We start from the raw sequence: 19,080 nt of genomic DNA, 5'->3' as shown, positions 1-19,080 counted from the left end.
CTGAGATTCATCAATAACATTCAGCAACGTGATACCATAAAAGCAGTATCCAATTTCGGAATCCCTTCTTGGTAATCAACACTCTCTCAGCGCTGGGCATGGCTAAGTGCTAGATACTAAAGTGCTAGATTATACGCATAGCGACTTAAAACTCGGAGAATCCTCACGCATGGCAACGCATTCGCAAGCACACCTCAATGAAACAGACGCACAAGAAACGCAAGAATGGCTAGAAGCCCTCAGTGCCGTCATTGAGAATGAAGGGCCAGAACGTGCCCACTTCCTGCTGGAAGCAATGATTGATCAGGCCCGCCGTTCCGGCGGCCATTTGCCTTATAAAGCAACGACCGCTTACGTTAACACCATCCCTACTCACTTGCAGGGCAAACTGCAAGGTGACCCGGAGATGGAACGCCGTGTACGCGCCCTGATCCGCTGGAACGCGATCATGACCGTCTTGCGCGCCAACGAAAAATCACCAGGCATTGGCGGCCATATTGCCAGCTTCCAGTCAGCAGCAACATTGTATGACGTTGGCTTTAACCACTTTTTCCGCGCAGCCAATGAAAGCTTTGGCGGCGACTGTATTTACTTCCAGGGTCACTCCTCCCCAGGCGTGTACGCACGTGCTTTCCTCGAAGGCCGTATCTCTGAAGAGCAAATGGACAACTTCCGCCAGGAAACCGGCGGCAATGGCTTATCCAGCTACCCACACCCTTGGTTGATGCCAGATTTCTGGCAGTTCCCAACCGTGTCCATGGGCCTGGGCCCATTGGCTGGTATCTACCAGGCACGTTTCCTCAAATACCTGCACAACCGTGGCATTGCCGATACGGCTGACCGCAAGGTCTGGGTATTCTGCGGCGATGGCGAGATGGACGAGCCAGAATCACAAGGCGCAATCTCACTGGCGGCACGTGAAGGCCTGGACAACCTGATTTTCGTCATCAACTGTAACTTGCAGCGTCTGGATGGCCCGGTGCGCGGCAACGGCAAGATTATCCAGGAACTCGAATCCAACTTCCGCGGTGCAGGCTGGAACGCGATCAAGGTGATCTGGGGTTCTTACTGGGATCCACTGCTGGCCATGGACAAAGACGGCATCCTGCGCAAGCGCATGGAAGAATGTGTGGATGGCGAATACCAGAACTTCAAGCAAAAAGGTGGCGCGTACACACGCGAGCACTTCTTTGGCAAATATCCTGAGCTGCGTGAAATGGTGGCCGCGATGTCCGACGCTGATATCTGGCGCCTGAACCGTGGTGGTCACGATCCGCACAAAGTGTTTGCGGCTTACCAATCTGCGGTGAACCACAAAGGTCAGCCGACCGTCATTTTGGCCAAAACCGTCAAAGGCTACGGCATGGGCGAAGCGGGTGAAGGCCAGAACACCACCCACCAGCAAAAGAGCATGGATATCGCGTCACTCAAGGCTTTCCGTGACCGCTTTGACCTGCCATTGACGGATGAACAGGTAGAAAACCTGTCTTACTACCGTCCGGCTGAAGACAGCCCGGAAATCAAGTACATGATGGAACGCCGTTCTGCGTTGGGTGGTTTTGTGCCTAGCCGCCGCCGCAAAGGCAACGAACTGACCGTGCCTGAACTCTCTGCATTTGAAAATATGCTGGGGGCAACGGGTGAGCGTGAAATCTCGACCACTATGGCATTCGTGCGTATCCTGTCTACCCTGGTGCGTGACAAACAAGTCGGTAAATACGTGGTACCTATCGTGCCTGACGAAGCGCGTACCTTCGGTATGGAAGGTATGTTCCGTCAATTGGGTATTTACTCTTCTGTTGGCCAACTGTATGAGCCACAAGATTCAGACCAGGTGATGTTCTATAAAGAATCACAAAGCGGCCAGATTCTGGAAGAAGGCATTAACGAAGCTGGTTCATTTGCCAGCTGGCTAGCAGCCGCGACGTCTTACAGCGTCACCGGCACGCAGATGATTCCGTTCTACATCTACTACTCCATGTTCGGCTTCCAGCGCATTGGCGACTTTGCCTGGGCCGCTGGCGATAGCCGTGCGCGTGGCTTCCTGTTGGGTGCCACCGCCGGTCGTACCACCTTGAACGGTGAAGGTTTACAGCACGAAGATGGCCATAGCCACCTGATGTCAGCCACGATTCCAAACTGCGTGTCTTACGATCCAACGTTTGCTTACGAGCTGGCCGTGATCATTCAGGAAGGCATGCGCCGCATGGTGCAAAACCAGGAGGATGTGTATTACTACATCACCCTGATGAACGAAAACTACACGCACCCTGCGATGCCGGAAGGCAGTGCCGAAGGCATCCTCAAAGGCATGTACAGCTTCAGCAAGTCCAAAGCCAAAGGTCCTAAAGTGCAGTTGATGGGTTCCGGCGTGATTCTGCGTGAAGTGATTGCCGCCGCCGAGTTGCTGGAAAAAGATTGGGGCGTCTCTGCCGACGTATGGAGTGTGACCAGCTTTACCGAGTTGCGCCGCGACGGCATTGATGCCGAGCGTCACAACCTGCTGAACCCTGAAGCCAAACCGAAACTGAGCTATGTCGCTCAAGCCCTGGCCAAAGCCGAAGGTCCGGTCATTGCCTCCACTGACTACATGCGCTCGTTTGCTGACCAGATTCACAACTATGTGCCTAACCGCTTTGTCGCCCTGGGTACCGATGGTTATGGCCGCTCAGACTCACGTGAAGCCTTGCGTAGCTTCTTTGAAGTCGACCGCTACTACGTGGTGCTGGCTGCCTTGAAAGCACTGGCTGACGACGGCAAACTGCCAGCGGCCAAAGCGACTGAAGCGATTAAAAAATATAATATCGACATTACTCGTGCCAACCCGGCCACGATCTAACGTCGCGACATAAGGAACATACAAAATATGTCTATCAAAGAAGTACTGGTGCCGGATATCGGCAACTTTGACAGCGTCGACGTCATTGAAGTGTTGGTCAGCGTCGGCGACACCGTCGCCAAGGAAGACTCACTGATTACCGTGGAGTCTGACAAAGCCTCCATGGACATCCCCTCCTCACTGGCGGGCGTGGTCAAGGAAATCCACATTAAAGTGGGTGATAAAACCAAGCAAGGCGCACTGATCCTGACACTGGATACCGCTGGTGAAGCCGCGCCAGCAGAAAAAGTAGCCGCACAACCAACCGCCACCCCGGTGGTCGCGACCGTCACTGTCGACGAAGCCAAAGTAGCGATTCCTGAGCCTACCCGCCCTGTGGCTGAAGTCCCGCAAGTGATTCAGCCACAAGCCACCCCTAACCCGGTGGCCGCCAGCAGCGTAGGTAGCAGCGGCAAACTGGCGCACGCCAGCCCGTCTGTACGCAAGTTTGCACGTGAGCTGGGCGTGAACCTGTCACTGGTGAAACCAACAGGCCCGAAAAACCGTATTGTGCAAAGCGATGTACAAGCTTACGTCAAAGGTGAGTTGTCCAAACCACGCTCTGAAAACATGGGCGGTGGCTTGAGCACCTTGCCGATGCCGGTGATCGACTTCAGCCAGTTTGGCAGCATCGAAAACAAACCGCTGTCACGCATCAAAAAACTGTCTGGTGCCAACTTGCACCGCAACTGGGTCAGTGCTCCTCATGTGACACAGTTTGATGAAGCCGATATTACTGACCTGGAAGACTTCCGTAAGTCCATGTTGGCCGAGGCGGAAAAACGTGGCGTAAAATTGACCTTGCTGGCTTTCCTGATGAAAGCGGTGGTCAACGCATTGCGTACTTACCCTAACTTTAACGCGTCGCTGTCACCAGAAGGTGATAGCCTGATTCTCAAGCAGTATTACAACATCGGCTTCGCCTGCGATACGCCAGACGGCCTGGTCGTGCCTGTGGTGCGTGATGTGAACCAGAAAGACGTGATGGACATTGCCCGCGACCTGGCTGACCTGTCAGCCAAGGCGCGTGAGCGCAAACTGAAGGTAGAGGAAATGCAAGGCGGCTGCTTTACCATTTCCAGCCTGGGCGGTATCGGCGGCACCATGTTCACACCTATCATCAACTGCCCTGAAGTGGCGATCTTAGGTGTTTCGCGCGCGGCCATGCAACCGGTGTATAACAAAGACACCGGCGGTTTTGACCCACGCCTGATCATGCCATTGTCACTGTCATACGATCACCGTGTGATCGATGGTGCAGATGGCGCACGCTTCACTAGCCACCTGCGTGTGATGCTGAGTGATGTCAGAAGGTTGTTGCTCTAATCAGAGCGATACAACACAAAGGGCGCTTGAAGCGCCCTTTGTTTTTAGGTCACCTGGGTGTTTTAGGTCATCAGAGTGTTTTCAGATCATCTGGACCTGCTGCATAAAATCTCCCGAAGCGATTCTTGCCTTACCCACCAACGGCCATTGATACAGATAAATCCAAACCGGTTCTAATACACGCCCATCACTAGCAAGAATGTGTGTTTTAACGCGTTGATATTCGGCAGGTTGCGTATGCTGAATACCGCACTCCTCGTAATCATCCAGCACGGCCAGTACGGCTTGCGCATGATTGAGACGATAGACTTCACCAAAAACACGGTCATCAGGCTGCTCAGAGGCAATCACACCAGGATAATAACTGATCTGATACATCTGCCCTTGGAACCAGCCGCCAGTGACAAATTCGGCATGCGCAGCAAGATAAGCAGCCATCGCATTCGTATTACCCTGACGGAGGGTGCCATAAACGAATAACAAATCAGGCATGGCCATCAGAACAATGTGAGTTGCGGGCTATTCGACGACTGTCGCCAGGCGTCCGGCACCTTAAATAAATCAGTGCGGAAGCCAAGACGCTCGCCTGACATACCCAACTTTTGGCAACTGAGTTTGAAACGGTGGGCCAACAAGTCTGCAAACACGCCTTCGCCACGCATACGCTGGCCAAAGCCGCTTTGGTAGGCTTTACCACCACGGCTCTGTTTGACGATACTCATGACATGACTTGCTTTGAGCGGAAAATATTGCTGCAACCATTGCTCAAACAAATCGCTCAACTCATGTGGCAAGCGTAAGAACACATAGCCAGCTTTTCTGGCTCCCGCTTGATGCGCCCGCGTCAGAATCTGCTCCATATCGCCATCGGTCAACGCTGGAATCACCGGGGCGACCATCACACCGGTCGGAATACCCGCCTCACTTAAACGGCGCAGGGTTTCAAAGCGGCGTTCAGGGGCCGCGGCACGGGGCTCAAGTCTACGTGCAATCTGCCTATCCAGTGTGGCAATACTCAGGTAGATACTCGCCAGGCCTTTAGCGGCCATCGGCGCAATCAGGTCTATATCGCGCTCTACCAGAGAGGACTTGGTGACCAGGCTAAAAGGATGATTCGCTTCGGCCAATACTTGAATAATTTGCCGCGTCAGTTGATATTCACGCTCTATGGGCTGGTAGCTATCCGTATTCATGCCCAGCGCGATTGGCGCACATTGATACTTGGCATGCGCCAGCTCCTTTTTGAGCAATTCGGCCGCATCCGGCTTCATTAACAAGCGTGACTCGAAATCCAGTCCGGGCGACAGGCCTAAATAGGCATGCGTAGGACGTGCGTAGCAATAGATACAGCCGTGCTCACAGCCGCGGTAATGGTTAAGGGTGCGATCAAAAGGCAGGTCGGGAGACTGGATATAATTGATGATGGTTTTGGCTGCATCCAGCATGACTTCGGTGCGTAGTGCTGGGGCATCCTCATCCAAGCTGCCCCAGCCATCGTCTATGGCTTGCCGCGTGTGTGGGTCAAAGCGGCTGACCTGGTTGCTGTGCGCCGCCCGCCCCTTGTAAAGCAGGGGCTTTTCTATGATAGAAGGGGATAACTCCCCTTCTGCATCTACTTCCGTTCTGAGATCCATTGACATGCCAGCGCACTCCAGTACGGCAGCGATTGCAGGGCCAGCATGGACACCCATAATTGCGCATCCAGATTGCTGAAGCCACGTGCATACAGCATGGCGGCGGCGGACAGGATCAGCGAGACCAGAATCAGCAACTCTTCTTTAATCGGGTCTATCAATTGCCAGTTGCTGAGTTTGGCTTTGGTTTTGTTGGTCACCACAAACACGCCCGCCTTGTGCGTCAAGCCATTGATAATGCCCCTGGCAATCGCATGCGATAAACCCAGGCTGGCGAGCGAGGCACCAAAAATATCCGTCCAGCTGCAATGCATGGTTTTGCGGTATAACACCGGCCCCAAAATTGCTTTGATGGCCAGGAAGCACAAGATAGGCACAATCATGACCACGACGGGCAAACTGAAGTATTTAGGGAACGCCAGCATGGCAATGGTCCAGCCAATAGAACCAATAGTGAATACCAGTTGCAAAGCTTCCCCAAACCAGCCGAACCAGCCGGTCAAGAAGTGATAGCGCTGACTGAAGTTGAGCGAAGACTTGCCCAACAGTTTTGGCATATGGTGCTTGAGAATCTGCATGGCGCCAAATGCCCAGCGGTTACGTTGCGACTTAAGCGCCTTGAAGTTGGCGGGTGTCAGGCCACGACCGAAGGTTTCATCTATGTAGCGTAGCTCCATATTGTTCTCGAGCAAACGCAAGCCAAGTTCAGTATCCTCACAAATACACCACTCTGACCAGCCCCCCAGTGTTTGCAATGACACACGACGAATCAAGGTCATGGTGCCATGCTGAATCAAGGCATTACGTTCATGGCGATGGTGCATGCCAATACGGAAAAAGCCTTCAAACTCCCAGTTACACATGCGGTGGAAGAAATGATTTTCCCATTCGCGGTGGGCTTGCGGCGCCTGCACCACCGCCACTTGTGACTCCTGAAAGTGCGGTACCAAATCAGACAGCCAGTCCGGGGTCACCACGTAATCGGCATCCACCACACCTACCACTTGCGCATCCGGATGCGTTTTATCCAGCGCAAAATTCAATGCACCGGCTTTAAAGCCTGGCCAGGAAGGCAAATGGTAGAAATGGAAGTTATCCGGCATGGTTGCCATATAGGTTTCCAGCGGTTTCCACTTGGCTTCATCCTTGGTATTGTTATCCACCACAATCACTTCATAGTGCGTGTAGTTGAGCTTACGCAGGCTATCAATGGTCGCAATCACCATTTCCGGCGGCTCGTTATAACATGCCAGGTGAATAGACACGAACAGCTCCTGGTCGGCAGGCAATGGCTGCGCGCGTTTGAACAGGCGTCGCCAGGCAGGTTTAAACATCACCTCACTAAACTCGGCGGCGTAAATCATCAACACCATAGAGGTCAGCGCAATGCCTAAAATCAGGCCAATCAGCACCACAAAGTCACGCAGGGTGTAGTAATAATCTCCCGGCAAATTCCAGGCAATGGTAAGCGTGGTGATACAAGCCTGGAACAACACCGCCATCGACAACACACCGCCTATGCCCCAGTGCTTGAAACGCCAGGCAATCAGCATCAGCGGAATAAAGGCCAGCAAGCTAGACCAGGTCGCTTTGGCGATCCAGCGTGTACTCGGTGGCACGGCATCTTGTAATGAATATTTCTGGTGACGGTCGGCGTTGTACATGCCCCAATAAGCCCCCGCCCAGCCTTCCAGCGCCACTTTCCATGGCTGGTCAAAGGCTTCCATCAGGTAAAAATCGAGATCTTCAATCGCATTACGCGCTAAAAACTCACGGATAAAGCGCGCCTGATTCACTTCGCTAGCAACAGAAGCGCCAATCGCCGGGCCACGGCTAGGCCAACCCACCTCGGTAATCACAATTTTTTTGCGCGGATAGGCTTCCATCAGCTGGTTATAGCGCTCGATGGTGTATTGCACGGCTTTTTCCACTGGCACGCCTTCATGGTATGGCAGCAGGTGCACGGCAATATAATCCACATGTTTCACCAACTCAGGATGCTTGAGCCACACATGCCAAGGCTCAGCGGTCGATACCGGCACATTGCTGTGCTCACGCACAAAATCCAGGTAACCGATCAAGGCCTGAACCGGCAAATCATTACGCAGCAATGCCTCGTTACCCACAATCACACGGTCAATATTGCTGTAGTTTTCCAGTTTTTCCAGCAAGGCTGAGACTTCACGTGTATTTTTCTGGTTGTCGGTATCAATCCAGGCACCGGCAATCACATTCATATTACGTCTGGCGGCCAGAGGCACCACTTCATTCAAATCCAATGACGAGTACATACGGATATGGCGCGTATGCTTGTGCATCAAGTCCAGGTCTTGCGCCAGCTCTGCCGTGTTTGGGTGTTGCCCATCCAGCGGACTTTGATTGGCACGGTAGCCAGAATAGGCAAACCCATTCACGGTTGGCTTGACGCTAATCAGCGGCAACGCACGGTTAGCCAGGGCCCACAACCCAAAATGCAGTGCCGAAAACAGGATGGCAAACACCAACCCAGGTACCAGTTTTTTAAACCAAGAAACGATCACTTCTCACTCTTTCCATCAATACAATGATGTCAATTTCAAATTTTTATTAGTCACTTATTGACCACTCAGCTGCAGGCTTCTGGCCGGCAACACAAACAATGCCAGTCCACACGCACCACACCACCACCAGGCAATCACATTCCCCGGCTCCATCATGGCCACCGCCACTGCCATATTGGCTGCCATCAATACCATCACCGCCGTCAGCCAAACACCGGTTTGATTGATCACAGCTGACGCTTCACGCACCGCAGGGGTGATTAAGGAAATGCTGATACCCACCAATGGCAAACAGACTAATATCAGCGGAAAATCCAGGTAACGCCCATTGATGGCCAGGCCCGCGCTGGTGAGCAAAAACGCCAGTCCCAGCAAGCGCAACAATGATTGCTCCAGGCAAAGTTTGGCGCCCAAACCTAACCATTGACGCAACTGCAACAATAGTAATGCCCAGCCCAAGACCACCAAGCCACCTAGCATGGCGACTTCGCCAGTATTACGGGCTGCCAGCTGCACATAATTGACCTGCAAATACGCATGCAAACCAAGCACTGCGCCAGTTAACGCCAGCAACAGCATTTGGTTTACAGGCGCACGTTTGTATTTTCCCCAGCCTAAGGCCACCACGGCAAGTACCAGCGCCACCAGATACGGTTTAACGCCATCCTGACGCTCCGCTACCGGGCCTTGCAAGTTAAATTTCGGCTGCAAATCGGTATCTAACACGCCCCAGTAGCCGCCGACCGTGCCCTCAAGCTCACGCTTCCACGGCTGGTCTACCGCTTCAATCACGTTATATTGCCAGTGGTTCACCTGGGCGGCCTGTAAAAACTCGCGCATGTAACGGGCCTGGTTGATGGCACTTGGCTTAGACCAGAAACGCTGGCGCCCTTGTGACGGCCAGCCGGTTTCACCAATCAGAATCGGCTTTTTAAACACGGTGCCTAAATGCCCCATGACAGATGCGGTGTGCGCAACCGCCTGCTCAATGGCGACAGGCTTGTCTTCCCAATAAGGCAGAATATGTACGGTCACAAAGTCGACATCCTGCTCCAGGGTTGGGTGCTTGAGCCAGAACTCCCACACATCGGCATAGGTCACTGGCGCTTTGGTATTGGCTTTGGCCCATTGCAGGTATTCATGCATTTTGGCTTCGGTCTGTTCACCACGTAGCAAGACTTCATTACCTACCACCAGGCCACGCACAGTGTCAGGATATTGGTTCGCCTGCTGCACAGCCAATTGCAATTCAGATTGATTGAGCGCATCCACCCAACCTATCCAGACGCCAAGAATGACCTTCATGCCCAATTTTTGCGCTGCTTTTGGCACATAATCCAGGCCTTGGCCTACAGAATAAGTGCGTAAACAACGAGTCACTTTAGACAGCGCCTGCAAGTCCTGCTCAATCTGCAGCGGATCGACAAAACTGTCTTTAATGGTAGGGTTCATGCCGGGCTTGTAATACGGCGCATAAGAAACGCATTGCAAGGGCAGCGCCTCTGCAGCCACTTCCACTAACACTTGCGGCTGTTGCAAACGCCAGAGGTAAAAAATCGACCCAACCAGGAACAGGGTCAGCCAGACCACTGGTGAAATTCGAGATAACAAACGCTGCAACATGATCCCCTGGAACGGAATTCCTTAAAAAATAGCTTGCATTCTCTCACAAATAGCACTGAGATGCGTCCTACAAAGCCTGATAAAACCTCAGAAATAATCCAAAAGAGACTTGGTAAATTAGGCAATTGGACTTATGATTAAACGTATTCTAAAGTCGGGGTAAAAACCCTGATTTTTAAACAATTTCACGCCAAAATAACCATCTCAGAAGTCATATGAACGTTAAATCCTGCTTGACCACACTCGTGTTGCTTTCCTCTTTTTCTGTGCCAGCATTGGCTGCGCCTGTTGCCAGTCTGGACTACAGCGGCGAATATCTGTGCAAAGGCAACAACATCACCGTTGGTGATTATGAAGTGACCATTTATTTGAAAAAAAATCGACGCAACAGCACGTCTCAAGTGTCGGTATACGACCTGGCGACACACACAGAAAACAAGCAAAGCTACACCGGTCAAGCCATTACGCGTGGCAAGCAACTGGCCATGACGTTTAAACTTTCTGACGCCAAATATGCCGAGTTCTCCACGGGCATGGGCCAATTCACCAAAGTCGGCAAAAACGGCTGGGCCTTCAAAAACGACTACTATGAACCAGATGATACCGGCGGTAACTACGGCCATGAAACCTGCACCATGAAGCCCGTATCAGCGACCCATCCTGCGAGCAGCCCGGCGGCCAGACATTAGGATGGTAGACAGCCCAAAAGTGATCTTGTTCTTTTGGTGATAAAATAGCAAAACTAATCGGAATATAAGGTTTTCATGAGTCAAATGGTTGAAATAGTGGTGCCGGATATCGGCAATTTTGACAGCGTCGATGTCATCGAAGTATTGGTGGCCGTGGGTGATTCCATTGCCAAAGAGGATTCCCTGATCACGGTAGAATCTGATAAAGCCTCGATGGACATCCCTTCTTCACACGCTGGTGTGGTGAAAGAACTCAAAGTCGCCGTCGGTGACAAAGTCGCCAAAGGCAGCCTGATTTTAGTCATAGAAAGCGCACAGGGCGCAACTGCTGAAGCTAAACCTGCGGCTGCTGTTGAAGCTGCTCCTGCAGCCCAAACAAGCGCACCTACAGCTCCCACACCAGCAGCTGCGACGGGCAATCATGACGTGACTTGCCAGGTCATGGTGCTCGGCTCAGGCCCTGGTGGTTACACTGCCGCCTTCCGTGCTGCCGACCTTGGCCTGAAGGTGGTGCTGGTTGAGCGCTATCCAACATTGGGTGGTGTTTGCCTGAACGTCGGTTGCATCCCGTCCAAGGCCCTGTTACATACGGCAAAAGTGATTACCGAAGCCGAAGAAACCGAACATCACGGCCTGAGCTTTGGCAAACCAAACATTGACCTCGACAAACTGCGCAACTGGAAAGCCAACGATGTGGTCGGCAAATTGACAGGCGGCCTGGCACAAATGGCCAAAGCGCGTGGCGTGACTGTCGTCAGCGGTGTCGGCAAATTCACCAGCCCTACCCAGATCGCCGTGACGGCGGCTGACGGTAAAGTGACCCTGGTCGGTTTTGAAAACGCGATTATTGCAGCCGGTTCACAAGCCACGAAATTCCCAGGTGCGCCAGAGGACGAGCGCATTATGGACTCTACCGGTGCATTGGCATTGGCAGATATTCCTGGCCGCATGCTAGTCATTGGTGGCGGCATTATCGGCCTGGAAATGGGCACGGTATATGACGCGCTAGGCACCAAAGTCAGCGTCGTTGAATTTATGGATGGCCTGATCCCAGGCGCAGACCGCGACTTGATCCGCCCCTTGCAAAAGCGCATGGAAAAACGTTTTGAAAGCATTATGGTGTCGACCAAGGTCTCCAAACTCGAAGCCAAGGCTGACGGCATTTATGTGGACTTTGAAGGCGCAAATGCACCCAAGGAAACACAGAAATACGACCGCGTGCTGGTCTCGATTGGCCGCCGCCCAAATGGTAAAAACATAGGCGCAGAAAACGCGGGCGTGATTGTGGATGACCGTGGCTTTATCGCTGTCGACAAACAAATGCGTACCAATGTGCCTAATATTTTTGCCATTGGCGACATTGTTGGCCAACCCATGTTAGCGCACAAAGCCACGCATGAAGCCAAAGTGGCGGCGGAAGTGATTGCTGGCCATAAAGTTGAATTTGTCGCCAACGTGATTCCTTCGGTTGCCTACACCGACCCTGAAATTGCCTGGGTAGGCCTGACCGAAACCGAGGCCAAAGCCAAAGGCATCGAGATAGAGAAAGCCAGCTTCCCATGGGCAGCCAGTGGTCGCGCCTTATCAATTGCGCGTACTGAAGGTGCCACCAAACTGATTTTTGATAAAGACACGCATCGCGTGATTGGTGCAGGTATTGTCGGCATCAACGCCGGTGAGTTGCTGGCCGAAGCCGTACTGGCGATTGAAATGGGTGCAGATGCGCATGACTTGGGCTTGACGATTCACGCCCACCCGACGCTATCTGAAACGGTGTGTTTTGCGGCTGAGCTGAAGGAAGGCACGATTACCGATATGTTGCCGCCTAAAAAGCGCTAAAACTCATATCTTTGCACAGCAAAAAGCCCGCTAAATGCGGGCTTTTTTGTTTAAGTCTTGTCACAACCGAGGTTAGTGATTTTACTCGAATTACTTTTGACGACGACGGCCGCGTGCTACAACTAACGTTGCCAAGCCCATAGTCATTAACGCAATGCTTTCTGGCTCAGGTACAGCGCCAACTCGCCACACATAGTTGGTTGCGCTAAAACCATCAGTCACATAAGCAGAGTAGGCTGAGAAAAAGCAATCAGTCCCTGCAGTTTCACAACCGTTATAACCCAAACCTGTTGAGTCTAATTTGTAACTCTGTGCAAACTCTTTACCTGCATGATCCCCCCAACCGTCATACCACGCTGTAAACGTAATGGTACTGGCATCCAAAGAAGCGTTTGTGGAAATCACATAGTCTGAAGCCACCCCGCCAAACAATAAGGCTGCCGCATCCAACCCTGAGTAAACCTCAGGGTTTGTTGTCCAATGCGGTGCTGCACCACCACCATTTGTATCAAACGAACCCACATACGTATAAGTCACAGCAAATGCCTGAGTTGAAACCAGCATTGCCATCGCTACCAGCAATTTCCTAAACATACCCGCCCTCCTTAAATTATATTGATATAAAATTAACATAAAATAAATTATGTATCGGAAATTTAGCAGGGGAAAATATAAAGGTCAATAGCCCCTTAGGCAATGCTCTCTACCAAATGATAAATACATCACTGGCAGGGAATTTCTTTTAATACTGAGTCAGGAAAATGTGAACGTGATTTTTGCAAACTGGCAAACTGCTGTGGGGTCACCTGCTGTAATTTAATCACTGCCTGGCCGCCGTTGCGCGTGGCCTTAATCAGCAATTTCACGCCTTTGTTTTTTAGGTCTGCCATCAGTTTATCGGCGAGTTTTTCATCACGGAATACGCCAAACGAGATCGCGTTACGCCATTTAGGGTCATCTTGCACAATGAAGAAATCTTCAACGCCCAGTTTGCGCAACTCATCCGCTTTGGTTTGCGCGGCTTCTGCGGTGGCTAATGGCGGCTTGTAAATCCAATAACGCACATTGTCCTGGCCAGTGCTGGTCATATTGGTTTGCGTTTTGATATTCATTTGCTGGGCGAGGTTGGCAGCTTCTGTCACGCGCGCCATATTAAAGCCGCTCCACTCGTAACATGCGGTCTGGACGGCTGCATGCGTTTCCGCTGGCTTGGCGGCTGGCGTTTTATCCCCAGCAGTTTTCTCAGCAGGCTTGCTTTCAAGCGGTTTTGCGTCCCCCGCTTTGACTTCTGGCACTTTAATGTCTGCTTTAGACAAATTAGGGGTGATGACAGGTGAGCTACTTACGGCCACCTCTGGCGCTGAAACTGGCTCGGGCGCAGGCGCTACAGCCACCGTGCGCTTAGGGTAAGCCGTCAACGCTTGCGCACTCAGCAATTTGATTTGTTCAGGGTGTATTTCAGGCTTGAGGCTGCTGACGGCCGACAACGATGCATCATGCTTAAAATAAGCAAACACGGCCATGTTGGCTAACAGCAATATCCAGAATAGTCTTTTCATTATTGTGTGCTTTTCATTTGTCTGTATGTTCAGCCAAGCAGGCCAACCCCTTTAAAACCAGATTATCCACAATAATCGCCTGCGCTGACAATCTGTCAGGCAAATATCTATGCAATAACGCTGCATCCCCGCCAGTCAGCACCAATAAAGGCTGAACTTCAACCAAAGATGTCATGCGTTCAAACTGTGCGCTGACGGATGCCGCAAGTGCCTGCACACAGCCCAGCCACATCGCCTGCTGGCTGTTTTGCGCAAACCCTGACGGCACAGCCTGATCAGGTGGATAAGCATAATCCAGTTGCGCAGCGCCTTGCTGCAAGCTTTGCCACATCAAGCGTAATCCAGGCTGTATGCTGCCGCCAGCAAAACTAGCCCCAGCCTGGTTCACCACAAGCGCATCTATCGTCAGCGCCGTGCCAGCAGTGACTACCAGCGCCGACTGGCCAAACTGCTGCCACACGGCGAGTACACTGCACCAGCGATCACTGCCCAATTGCGCTGGCTGCTGATAGCTATTTTGTACGCCCAGTGCAGAGGCGCTGGACTGAATCAAATGCAGGCGCTGTTCCAACGCAGGCAATGGCTGCAACCAATGCGCACCGGCCACATTACTCAACATAATTTGCTCTGCCTGCGCTACGGCTTGCAACAGGCGTTGCGCTTCGGCATCGCCTTGCAACCATTGCTGATGCGCTAAAGCATGTACTTGCCATGCAGCATCCTGATGCGGCTGGTCTGGGCACCAGGCCCATTTGGTGCGTGTATTACCTGCGTCAATCAATAGCTTCATGCGGCACTCCGCACACTGATTTCACCAGCATTAAACCGCTGTTGGCCCGTCGCGGTTTTCACCAGCAAACTCCCCTCTTCGGCCACGCCCAGCACTAGGCCAGGAATCGTCTGACCATTGGCCAGCAACAAATTGACGGGCTGCTGATGAAACGCATGCACAGCAGTCCATTCATCTTGAAAATAGGCAAACCCTTGTTCGGCAAACTGGTTTAAGTGAATGGCTAGCTGGCTGAGGCAGCGCCCAAGTAATAGATTCGGATCCAAGGCCTGCGCAGCCAAGTCATTCAAGCCTAATACTGGCTGATCAATACTCTGCCGCATCTCAGTCGCAATCTCGAGGTTGAGGCCGATGCCAATCACTGCCGCACTTGGCCCTTCCATATCACCTTGCAGCTCAATCAAAATCCCGCCCAACTTGTGCCACTGCCCTCGCTGCTGCACCAGCAAGTCATTCGGCCACTTTAACTGCACCTCCGTCAACCCCAGGGAATGCAAGGCTCGCACCAGCGCCAGCCCAACCACCAGGCTGAGGCCGGACAACCCAGCAGCACCACACTGAAAGCGCCACAACAAGGAAAAAGTCAGGCTGCCACCCAACTGTGATAACCAGATTCGGCCACGGCGCCCGCGCCCGGCGGTCTGGATATGCGCAGCGACACAAGTGCCATGCGCCATCCCGCGCGCACTTTCCTGCATGAGGTAACGGTTGGTCGAATCCACTTGCGCCAGCACTTGCACATGAAACCACGGTGCATATTCGCTACAGGCCTGCACAATGGCATCCACATCCAGCAAAGTCACCGCCTTGGGCAGGCGATAGCCGCGCCCGCGCACCGAGAAGACCGTAATCCCCAATGTTTCTACCGACTGAATTGCGTTGTAGACAGTCGCCCGCGTCACGCCAAAGCGCTGCGCAAGCGCTTCACCAGAGTGAAACTTGCCATCGGCCAATACCGCCAATATCGGAAATGCCAGTTTGTTCATCGAATTATTTTTTAAACGTGTCGCAGAGGTGAATCATAGCCCGCAGTGTAGCATACCAAGCCTGCGCAGCCGGTCGATCAGCGCTTGAAACACCTTGCATTAAGCGTTTTGGGTCAGGTCGTGAAGCGTGTAAAATACACCTACTTTAGCAACCTCCAAGAACCGCCATGTCGACAGAAAAAGAACCGATTCCAGCCGCCTCCAACTTTATCCGTGCCGTGATTGATAAAGACCTCGCAGAAAACAAATACGCGAGCAAAAAATGGGCAGGCTCGCCCGGCGATGCCAAGCATCAAGCCGGTGGCCAGGTAGATTTTGCCAAAATCCGCACACGCTTTCCGCCAGAGCCTAATGGTTATTTACACATTGGCCATGCCAAATCGATCTTTTTAAACTTTGGTCTGGCGCGTGATTACAACGGCGTTTGCCACTTGCGCTTTGACGATACCAATCCTGAGAAAGAAAGCCAGGAATACGTAGACAGCATCTCAGACATGGTGCAATGGCTGGGTTTTGGCTGGGACAATGCCACGCCTAGCGGCAACAAAGAAACGAATTTGTACTTTGCCTCAGATTATTTTGATGTGATGTACCAAGCGGCAGAAGCACTGATTACTAATGGTCATGCCTATGTTGATGAGCAAACCGCCGAAGAAGTGCGTATCAACCGTGGCACCCTCACTGAGCCAGGCAAAGACTCGCCTTTCCGCAACCGCAGCGTTGAAGACAACTTGCGCATCTTCAGAGAAATGCGGGATGGTAAGCACCCGGATGGCAGCATGTTGCTACGCGCCAAAATTGATATGGCCTCGCCTAATATCAATCTGCGTGACCCAGCCATCTACCGCATCCGCCGTGCGCATCACCACAATACCGGCGACCAATGGTGTATTTACCCCATGTACACCTTTGCGCACCCAATTGAAGATGCGCTGGAGCAAATCACCCACTCCATCTGTACGCTGGAATTTGAAGATCAGCGCCCATTCTATGACTGGCTGATGGCACGCCTGGTAGAAGCTGGTTTGCTGGCCAACCCAGTGCCTTACCAATACGAGTTTGCACGGTTAAACCTAACCTATGTGGTGCTCTCCAAGCGCAAACTGATCCAACTGGTCGAAGAAAAACACGTCAGTGGCTGGGATGACCCACGCTTGCCGACCCTGGCAGGTGCGCGTCGTCGCGGCTATACGCCAGAAGGCTTCAAGCTGTTTACGGATCGTATCGGTGTATCCAAGGCGGACTCCTGGATCGACTATAGCATCCTCGAAGACTGCATGCGCGAAGTACTCAACGAATCCGCGCCACGCAAAATTGGCGTGCTTGACCCAATTAAACTGGTCATTGATAACTATCCAGAAAATCAAGACGAAGATTGTTTTGCACCTAACCATCCGCAAAAACCGGAGCTGGGCAAACGCGTAGTTAAACTTTCCAAAGAGCTGTGGATAGAGCGCGAAGACTTTATGGAAGAACCAAGCAAAGGCTACTTCCGCCTGTTCCCTGGCAATATGGTACGCCTGCGCTACGGCTACGTGGTCAAATGCATCAGCTGCGAAAAAGACGCTGCGGGCAATGTCACCACCGTGCATTGCGAATACCTGCCAGACACCAAATCCGGCACGCCGGGCTCAGATAGCGTCAAAGTCAAAGGCAACATCCACTGGGTCAGCGCTGCCCATGCCTACACCGCAGAAATCCGCCTGTATGACCGCCTGTTTAAAGACGCGCACCCGGGTAGTGGCGATAAAGACTTTTTAGAGGACATTAACCCGAATTCAGTCACCACCATCACCGCCCAACTTGAGCAAAGTGCACAAGAGGCACAAGCAGGTGATATCTACCAGTTTGAACGTCACGGCTACTTTGTGGCAGACCGCAAAGACAGCGTCGCTGGCAAACCTGTATTTAACAGAACGGTGACGTTAAAAGATAATTGGCAGAAGTAATGGATAAGAGCCATGCCAATCATTCATCTTTCCCTCATAATCGGGAGTGGAGTTTGATTGAGAAAGCGTGGCTAAATGTTGCTCAGGAGCGTCTGGACGACATCCTTTGCAATAAAGTTAAAACCATCCCGGCCGAAGTCGTTTTTGAAAGAATTGACCAACTTCTAGACCAATGAAAAAAGTCATCATTATTGCAGGTCCAAACGGCGCAGGAAAAACCACCTTTGCCCGTGAATACTTGCCTAATGAAGCGGGTTGTCCAATCTTTATCAATGCCGACCTGATTGCTGCCGGGTTAGCGCCCTTTTCTCCTGAATCGGCGGCCATAAAAGCAGCAAGACTCATGCTGAAAGAAATTGAGTTTAATGTAAAAGCAGGGAACAGCTTTGCCATTGAAACTACGCTGTCAGGCAAAACTTATGCAAAAGATATTCTCGAGTGGAAAAAACTTGGCTATCACATCACACTTGCTTTTTTAAGCCTGCCTGATCCAGAAATTGCGATTGCCAGAGTTGCATCAAGAGTTGCGGCTGGCGGACACAATATCCCAGAAGCTACCATCAAGCGTAGATTCAAAGCTGGCTTAAATAACTTTCATCAGCTTTACAGTCCCCTAGCAAATTCATGGTCTTTGTATGACAATTCTAGCGACGAACCTAAATTAATATCACGAGGCGTGAATCTATGACTGAAAAAGAAAAGTTGATAGAAAAAGAGTTTAAAGATATTGATGAAGCACTACGTCGGGCAGCCCAAACTGCAAAAAAACTGGCTGAGCAGCATGGTACACCTTATGTAGTTACTAAAAAAAATAAGACTGATAACTTGCAACAAGATGTCTTTAATTACAAAGAATAATTTACGGCTGACTGTAAGTTCATCTGCCCTACACATCTATGCTTTCTCACAACCAAAAAATCTTTGAATTTCTCGAATACTATTGTCAGCTATCTGACTCACCTGAGTATGCTGTTCTCATTAAAGGCGCTTGGGGTAGTGGAAAAACTCAATTTATTAATCAATTTATTGAGAAAAGAAACAGTCAATCACTGAAAAGTCTTTTGGTGAGTACATATGGAATGTCTTCCTTTAAGGATATAGAGGATGAGTTTTTTAGACTCCTACATCCCAAATTATCGTCAAAAAAAGCAATCCTAGCTGGGAAAGTTGTTAAAGGATTTTTAAAGGGTTGAATCGACCCGGCTAGCCTAGATATTTTCGAGCCTCTCGAAATACCGCCGTTCAAACTCTGCGGGAGCGAGTTGAT

The 19,080-nt window shown here is 51.5% G+C and carries 16 protein-coding genes; 8 read left to right on the top strand and 8 right to left on the bottom strand.

What is annotated here, in order from left to right:
• Positions 1-169 precede the first annotated feature (169 nt).
• Both aceE and aceF read left to right on the top strand, forming a co-directional pair.
• Positions 170-2,839 carry a pyruvate dehydrogenase (acetyl-transferring), homodimeric type gene (gene aceE / locus INP78_RS12500; RefSeq protein ID WP_194742539.1) on the top strand — a complete coding sequence of 890 codons (2,670 nt, stop codon included), beginning with the start codon at positions 170-172 and terminating at the stop codon, positions 2,837-2,839.
• Between the two features lie 27 nt (positions 2,840-2,866).
• Complete coding sequence (aceF, locus tag INP78_RS12495) at positions 2,867-4,204, top strand: dihydrolipoyllysine-residue acetyltransferase (protein WP_194742538.1); 1,338 nt, start codon at positions 2,867-2,869, stop codon at positions 4,202-4,204.
• 81 nt (positions 4,205-4,285) lie between these two features.
• Here aceF and INP78_RS12490 read toward each other — a convergent pair whose 3' ends face one another.
• From INP78_RS12490 to INP78_RS12475, 4 genes are read right to left on the bottom strand one after another with little or no spacing between them, the layout of a single operon-like run.
• The gene (locus INP78_RS12490) at positions 4,286-4,696 is read right to left on the bottom strand and encodes a gamma-glutamylcyclotransferase (RefSeq protein ID WP_194742537.1); all 411 of its coding nucleotides are present in this window, start codon (positions 4,694-4,696) and stop codon (positions 4,286-4,288) included.
• 5 nt (positions 4,697-4,701) lie between these two features.
• The gene (locus INP78_RS12485) at positions 4,702-5,838 is read right to left on the bottom strand and encodes a PA0069 family radical SAM protein (RefSeq protein ID WP_194742536.1); all 1,137 of its coding nucleotides are present in this window, start codon (positions 5,836-5,838) and stop codon (positions 4,702-4,704) included.
• On the bottom strand, positions 5,817-8,378 hold the full coding sequence (locus INP78_RS12480) for a glycosyltransferase (RefSeq protein WP_194742535.1): 2,562 nt from the start codon (positions 8,376-8,378) through the stop codon (positions 5,817-5,819). Before INP78_RS12480 ends, INP78_RS12485 begins: the two co-directional genes overlap by 22 nt.
• Before the next feature lie 54 nt (positions 8,379-8,432).
• Positions 8,433-10,001 (bottom strand): hypothetical protein, encoded by a 1,569-nt coding sequence (locus INP78_RS12475; RefSeq protein WP_194742534.1) that lies wholly within the window; start codon positions 9,999-10,001, stop codon positions 8,433-8,435.
• A gap of 215 nt (positions 10,002-10,216) precedes the next feature.
• Here INP78_RS12475 and INP78_RS12470 point away from each other — a divergent pair, with 215 nt between their 5' ends.
• Together INP78_RS12470 and lpdA are read left to right on the top strand one after the other, a co-directional pair.
• Positions 10,217-10,690, top strand: coding sequence for a hypothetical protein (locus INP78_RS12470; protein ID WP_194742533.1), 474 nt, complete (start codon positions 10,217-10,219; stop codon positions 10,688-10,690).
• A 75-nt stretch (positions 10,691-10,765) separates the two neighbouring features.
• The gene (lpdA, locus tag INP78_RS12465) at positions 10,766-12,529 is read left to right on the top strand and encodes a dihydrolipoyl dehydrogenase (protein WP_194742532.1); all 1,764 of its coding nucleotides are present in this window, start codon (positions 10,766-10,768) and stop codon (positions 12,527-12,529) included.
• Between the two features lie 90 nt (positions 12,530-12,619).
• Here lpdA and INP78_RS12460 read toward each other — a convergent pair whose 3' ends face one another.
• The 4 genes from INP78_RS12460 to INP78_RS12445 all read right to left on the bottom strand — a co-directional run bounded on the left by INP78_RS12460 (position 12,620) and on the right by INP78_RS12445 (position 15,864).
• A complete protein-coding gene (locus tag INP78_RS12460; RefSeq protein WP_194742531.1) occupies positions 12,620-13,123 on the bottom strand; it encodes a PEP-CTERM sorting domain-containing protein in 504 nt (167 codons plus the stop codon).
• 128 nt (positions 13,124-13,251) lie between these two features.
• A complete protein-coding gene (locus tag INP78_RS12455; RefSeq protein ID WP_194742530.1) occupies positions 13,252-14,088 on the bottom strand; it encodes an SPOR domain-containing protein in 837 nt (278 codons plus the stop codon).
• A gap of 13 nt (positions 14,089-14,101) precedes the next feature.
• Positions 14,102-14,878 carry a type III pantothenate kinase gene (locus INP78_RS12450; RefSeq protein ID WP_194742529.1) on the bottom strand — a complete coding sequence of 259 codons (777 nt, stop codon included), beginning with the start codon at positions 14,876-14,878 and terminating at the stop codon, positions 14,102-14,104.
• The gene (locus tag INP78_RS12445; protein ID WP_194742528.1) at positions 14,875-15,864 is read right to left on the bottom strand and encodes a biotin--[acetyl-CoA-carboxylase] ligase; all 990 of its coding nucleotides are present in this window, start codon (positions 15,862-15,864) and stop codon (positions 14,875-14,877) included. The genes INP78_RS12450 and INP78_RS12445 overlap by 4 nt, the downstream gene beginning before the upstream one ends.
• A 167-nt stretch (positions 15,865-16,031) precedes the next feature.
• Here INP78_RS12445 and INP78_RS12440 point away from each other — a divergent pair, with 167 nt between their 5' ends.
• From INP78_RS12440 to INP78_RS14735, 4 genes are all read left to right on the top strand, one after another.
• Positions 16,032-17,813 carry a glutamine--tRNA ligase/YqeY domain fusion protein gene (locus tag INP78_RS12440; RefSeq protein WP_194742527.1) on the top strand — a complete coding sequence of 594 codons (1,782 nt, stop codon included), beginning with the start codon at positions 16,032-16,034 and terminating at the stop codon, positions 17,811-17,813.
• A gap of 172 nt (positions 17,814-17,985) precedes the next feature.
• Complete coding sequence (locus INP78_RS12435) at positions 17,986-18,501, top strand: AAA family ATPase (RefSeq protein ID WP_194742526.1); 516 nt, start codon at positions 17,986-17,988, stop codon at positions 18,499-18,501.
• Entirely contained in the window at positions 18,498-18,671 is a 174-nt protein-coding gene (locus INP78_RS12430) for a hypothetical protein (protein WP_194742525.1), read from the top strand. The genes INP78_RS12435 and INP78_RS12430 overlap by 4 nt, the downstream gene beginning before the upstream one ends.
• A 38-nt stretch (positions 18,672-18,709) precedes the next feature.
• Complete coding sequence (locus INP78_RS14735) at positions 18,710-19,006, top strand: P-loop NTPase fold protein (protein ID WP_194742524.1); 297 nt, start codon at positions 18,710-18,712, stop codon at positions 19,004-19,006.
• The last annotated feature ends 74 nt before the right edge of the window (positions 19,007-19,080 follow it).

Source organism: Methylophilus sp. 14 (genome assembly GCF_015354345.1).
GTDB lineage: Bacteria > Pseudomonadota > Gammaproteobacteria > Burkholderiales > Methylophilaceae > Methylophilus.
The sequence above is the reverse complement of the archived record's forward strand: the minus strand, read 5'-3'. Positions and strand labels throughout refer to the sequence as shown.

Excerpts from the sequence above, each read along its gene's own strand:
- INP78_RS12450 (WP_194742529.1), bottom strand. The coding sequence starts at position 14,878 with ATGAAGCTATTGATTGACGCAGGTAATACACGCACCAAATGGGCCTGG.
- INP78_RS12490 (WP_194742537.1), bottom strand. The coding sequence starts at position 4,696 with ATGCCTGATTTGTTATTCGTTTATGGCACCCTCCGTCAGGGTAATACG.
- aceE (WP_194742539.1), top strand. The coding sequence starts at position 170 with ATGGCAACGCATTCGCAAGCACACCTCAATGAAACAGACGCACAAGAA.
- INP78_RS12470 (WP_194742533.1), top strand. The coding sequence starts at position 10,217 with ATGAACGTTAAATCCTGCTTGACCACACTCGTGTTGCTTTCCTCTTTT.
- INP78_RS12445 (WP_194742528.1), bottom strand. The coding sequence starts at position 15,864 with ATGAACAAACTGGCATTTCCGATATTGGCGGTATTGGCCGATGGCAAG.
- INP78_RS12435 (WP_194742526.1), top strand. The coding sequence starts at position 17,986 with ATGAAAAAAGTCATCATTATTGCAGGTCCAAACGGCGCAGGAAAAACC.
- INP78_RS12455 (WP_194742530.1), bottom strand. The coding sequence starts at position 14,088 with ATGAAAAGACTATTCTGGATATTGCTGTTAGCCAACATGGCCGTGTTT.
- INP78_RS12485 (WP_194742536.1), bottom strand. The coding sequence starts at position 5,838 with ATGGATCTCAGAACGGAAGTAGATGCAGAAGGGGAGTTATCCCCTTCT.
- INP78_RS12475 (WP_194742534.1), bottom strand. The coding sequence starts at position 10,001 with ATGTTGCAGCGTTTGTTATCTCGAATTTCACCAGTGGTCTGGCTGACC.
- INP78_RS12440 (WP_194742527.1), top strand. The coding sequence starts at position 16,032 with ATGTCGACAGAAAAAGAACCGATTCCAGCCGCCTCCAACTTTATCCGT.
- lpdA (WP_194742532.1), top strand. The coding sequence starts at position 10,766 with ATGAGTCAAATGGTTGAAATAGTGGTGCCGGATATCGGCAATTTTGAC.
- INP78_RS12460 (WP_194742531.1), bottom strand. The coding sequence starts at position 13,123 with ATGTTTAGGAAATTGCTGGTAGCGATGGCAATGCTGGTTTCAACTCAG.
- INP78_RS14735 (WP_194742524.1), top strand. The coding sequence starts at position 18,710 with ATGCTTTCTCACAACCAAAAAATCTTTGAATTTCTCGAATACTATTGT.
- aceF (WP_194742538.1), top strand. The coding sequence starts at position 2,867 with ATGTCTATCAAAGAAGTACTGGTGCCGGATATCGGCAACTTTGACAGC.
- INP78_RS12430 (WP_194742525.1), top strand. The coding sequence starts at position 18,498 with ATGACTGAAAAAGAAAAGTTGATAGAAAAAGAGTTTAAAGATATTGAT.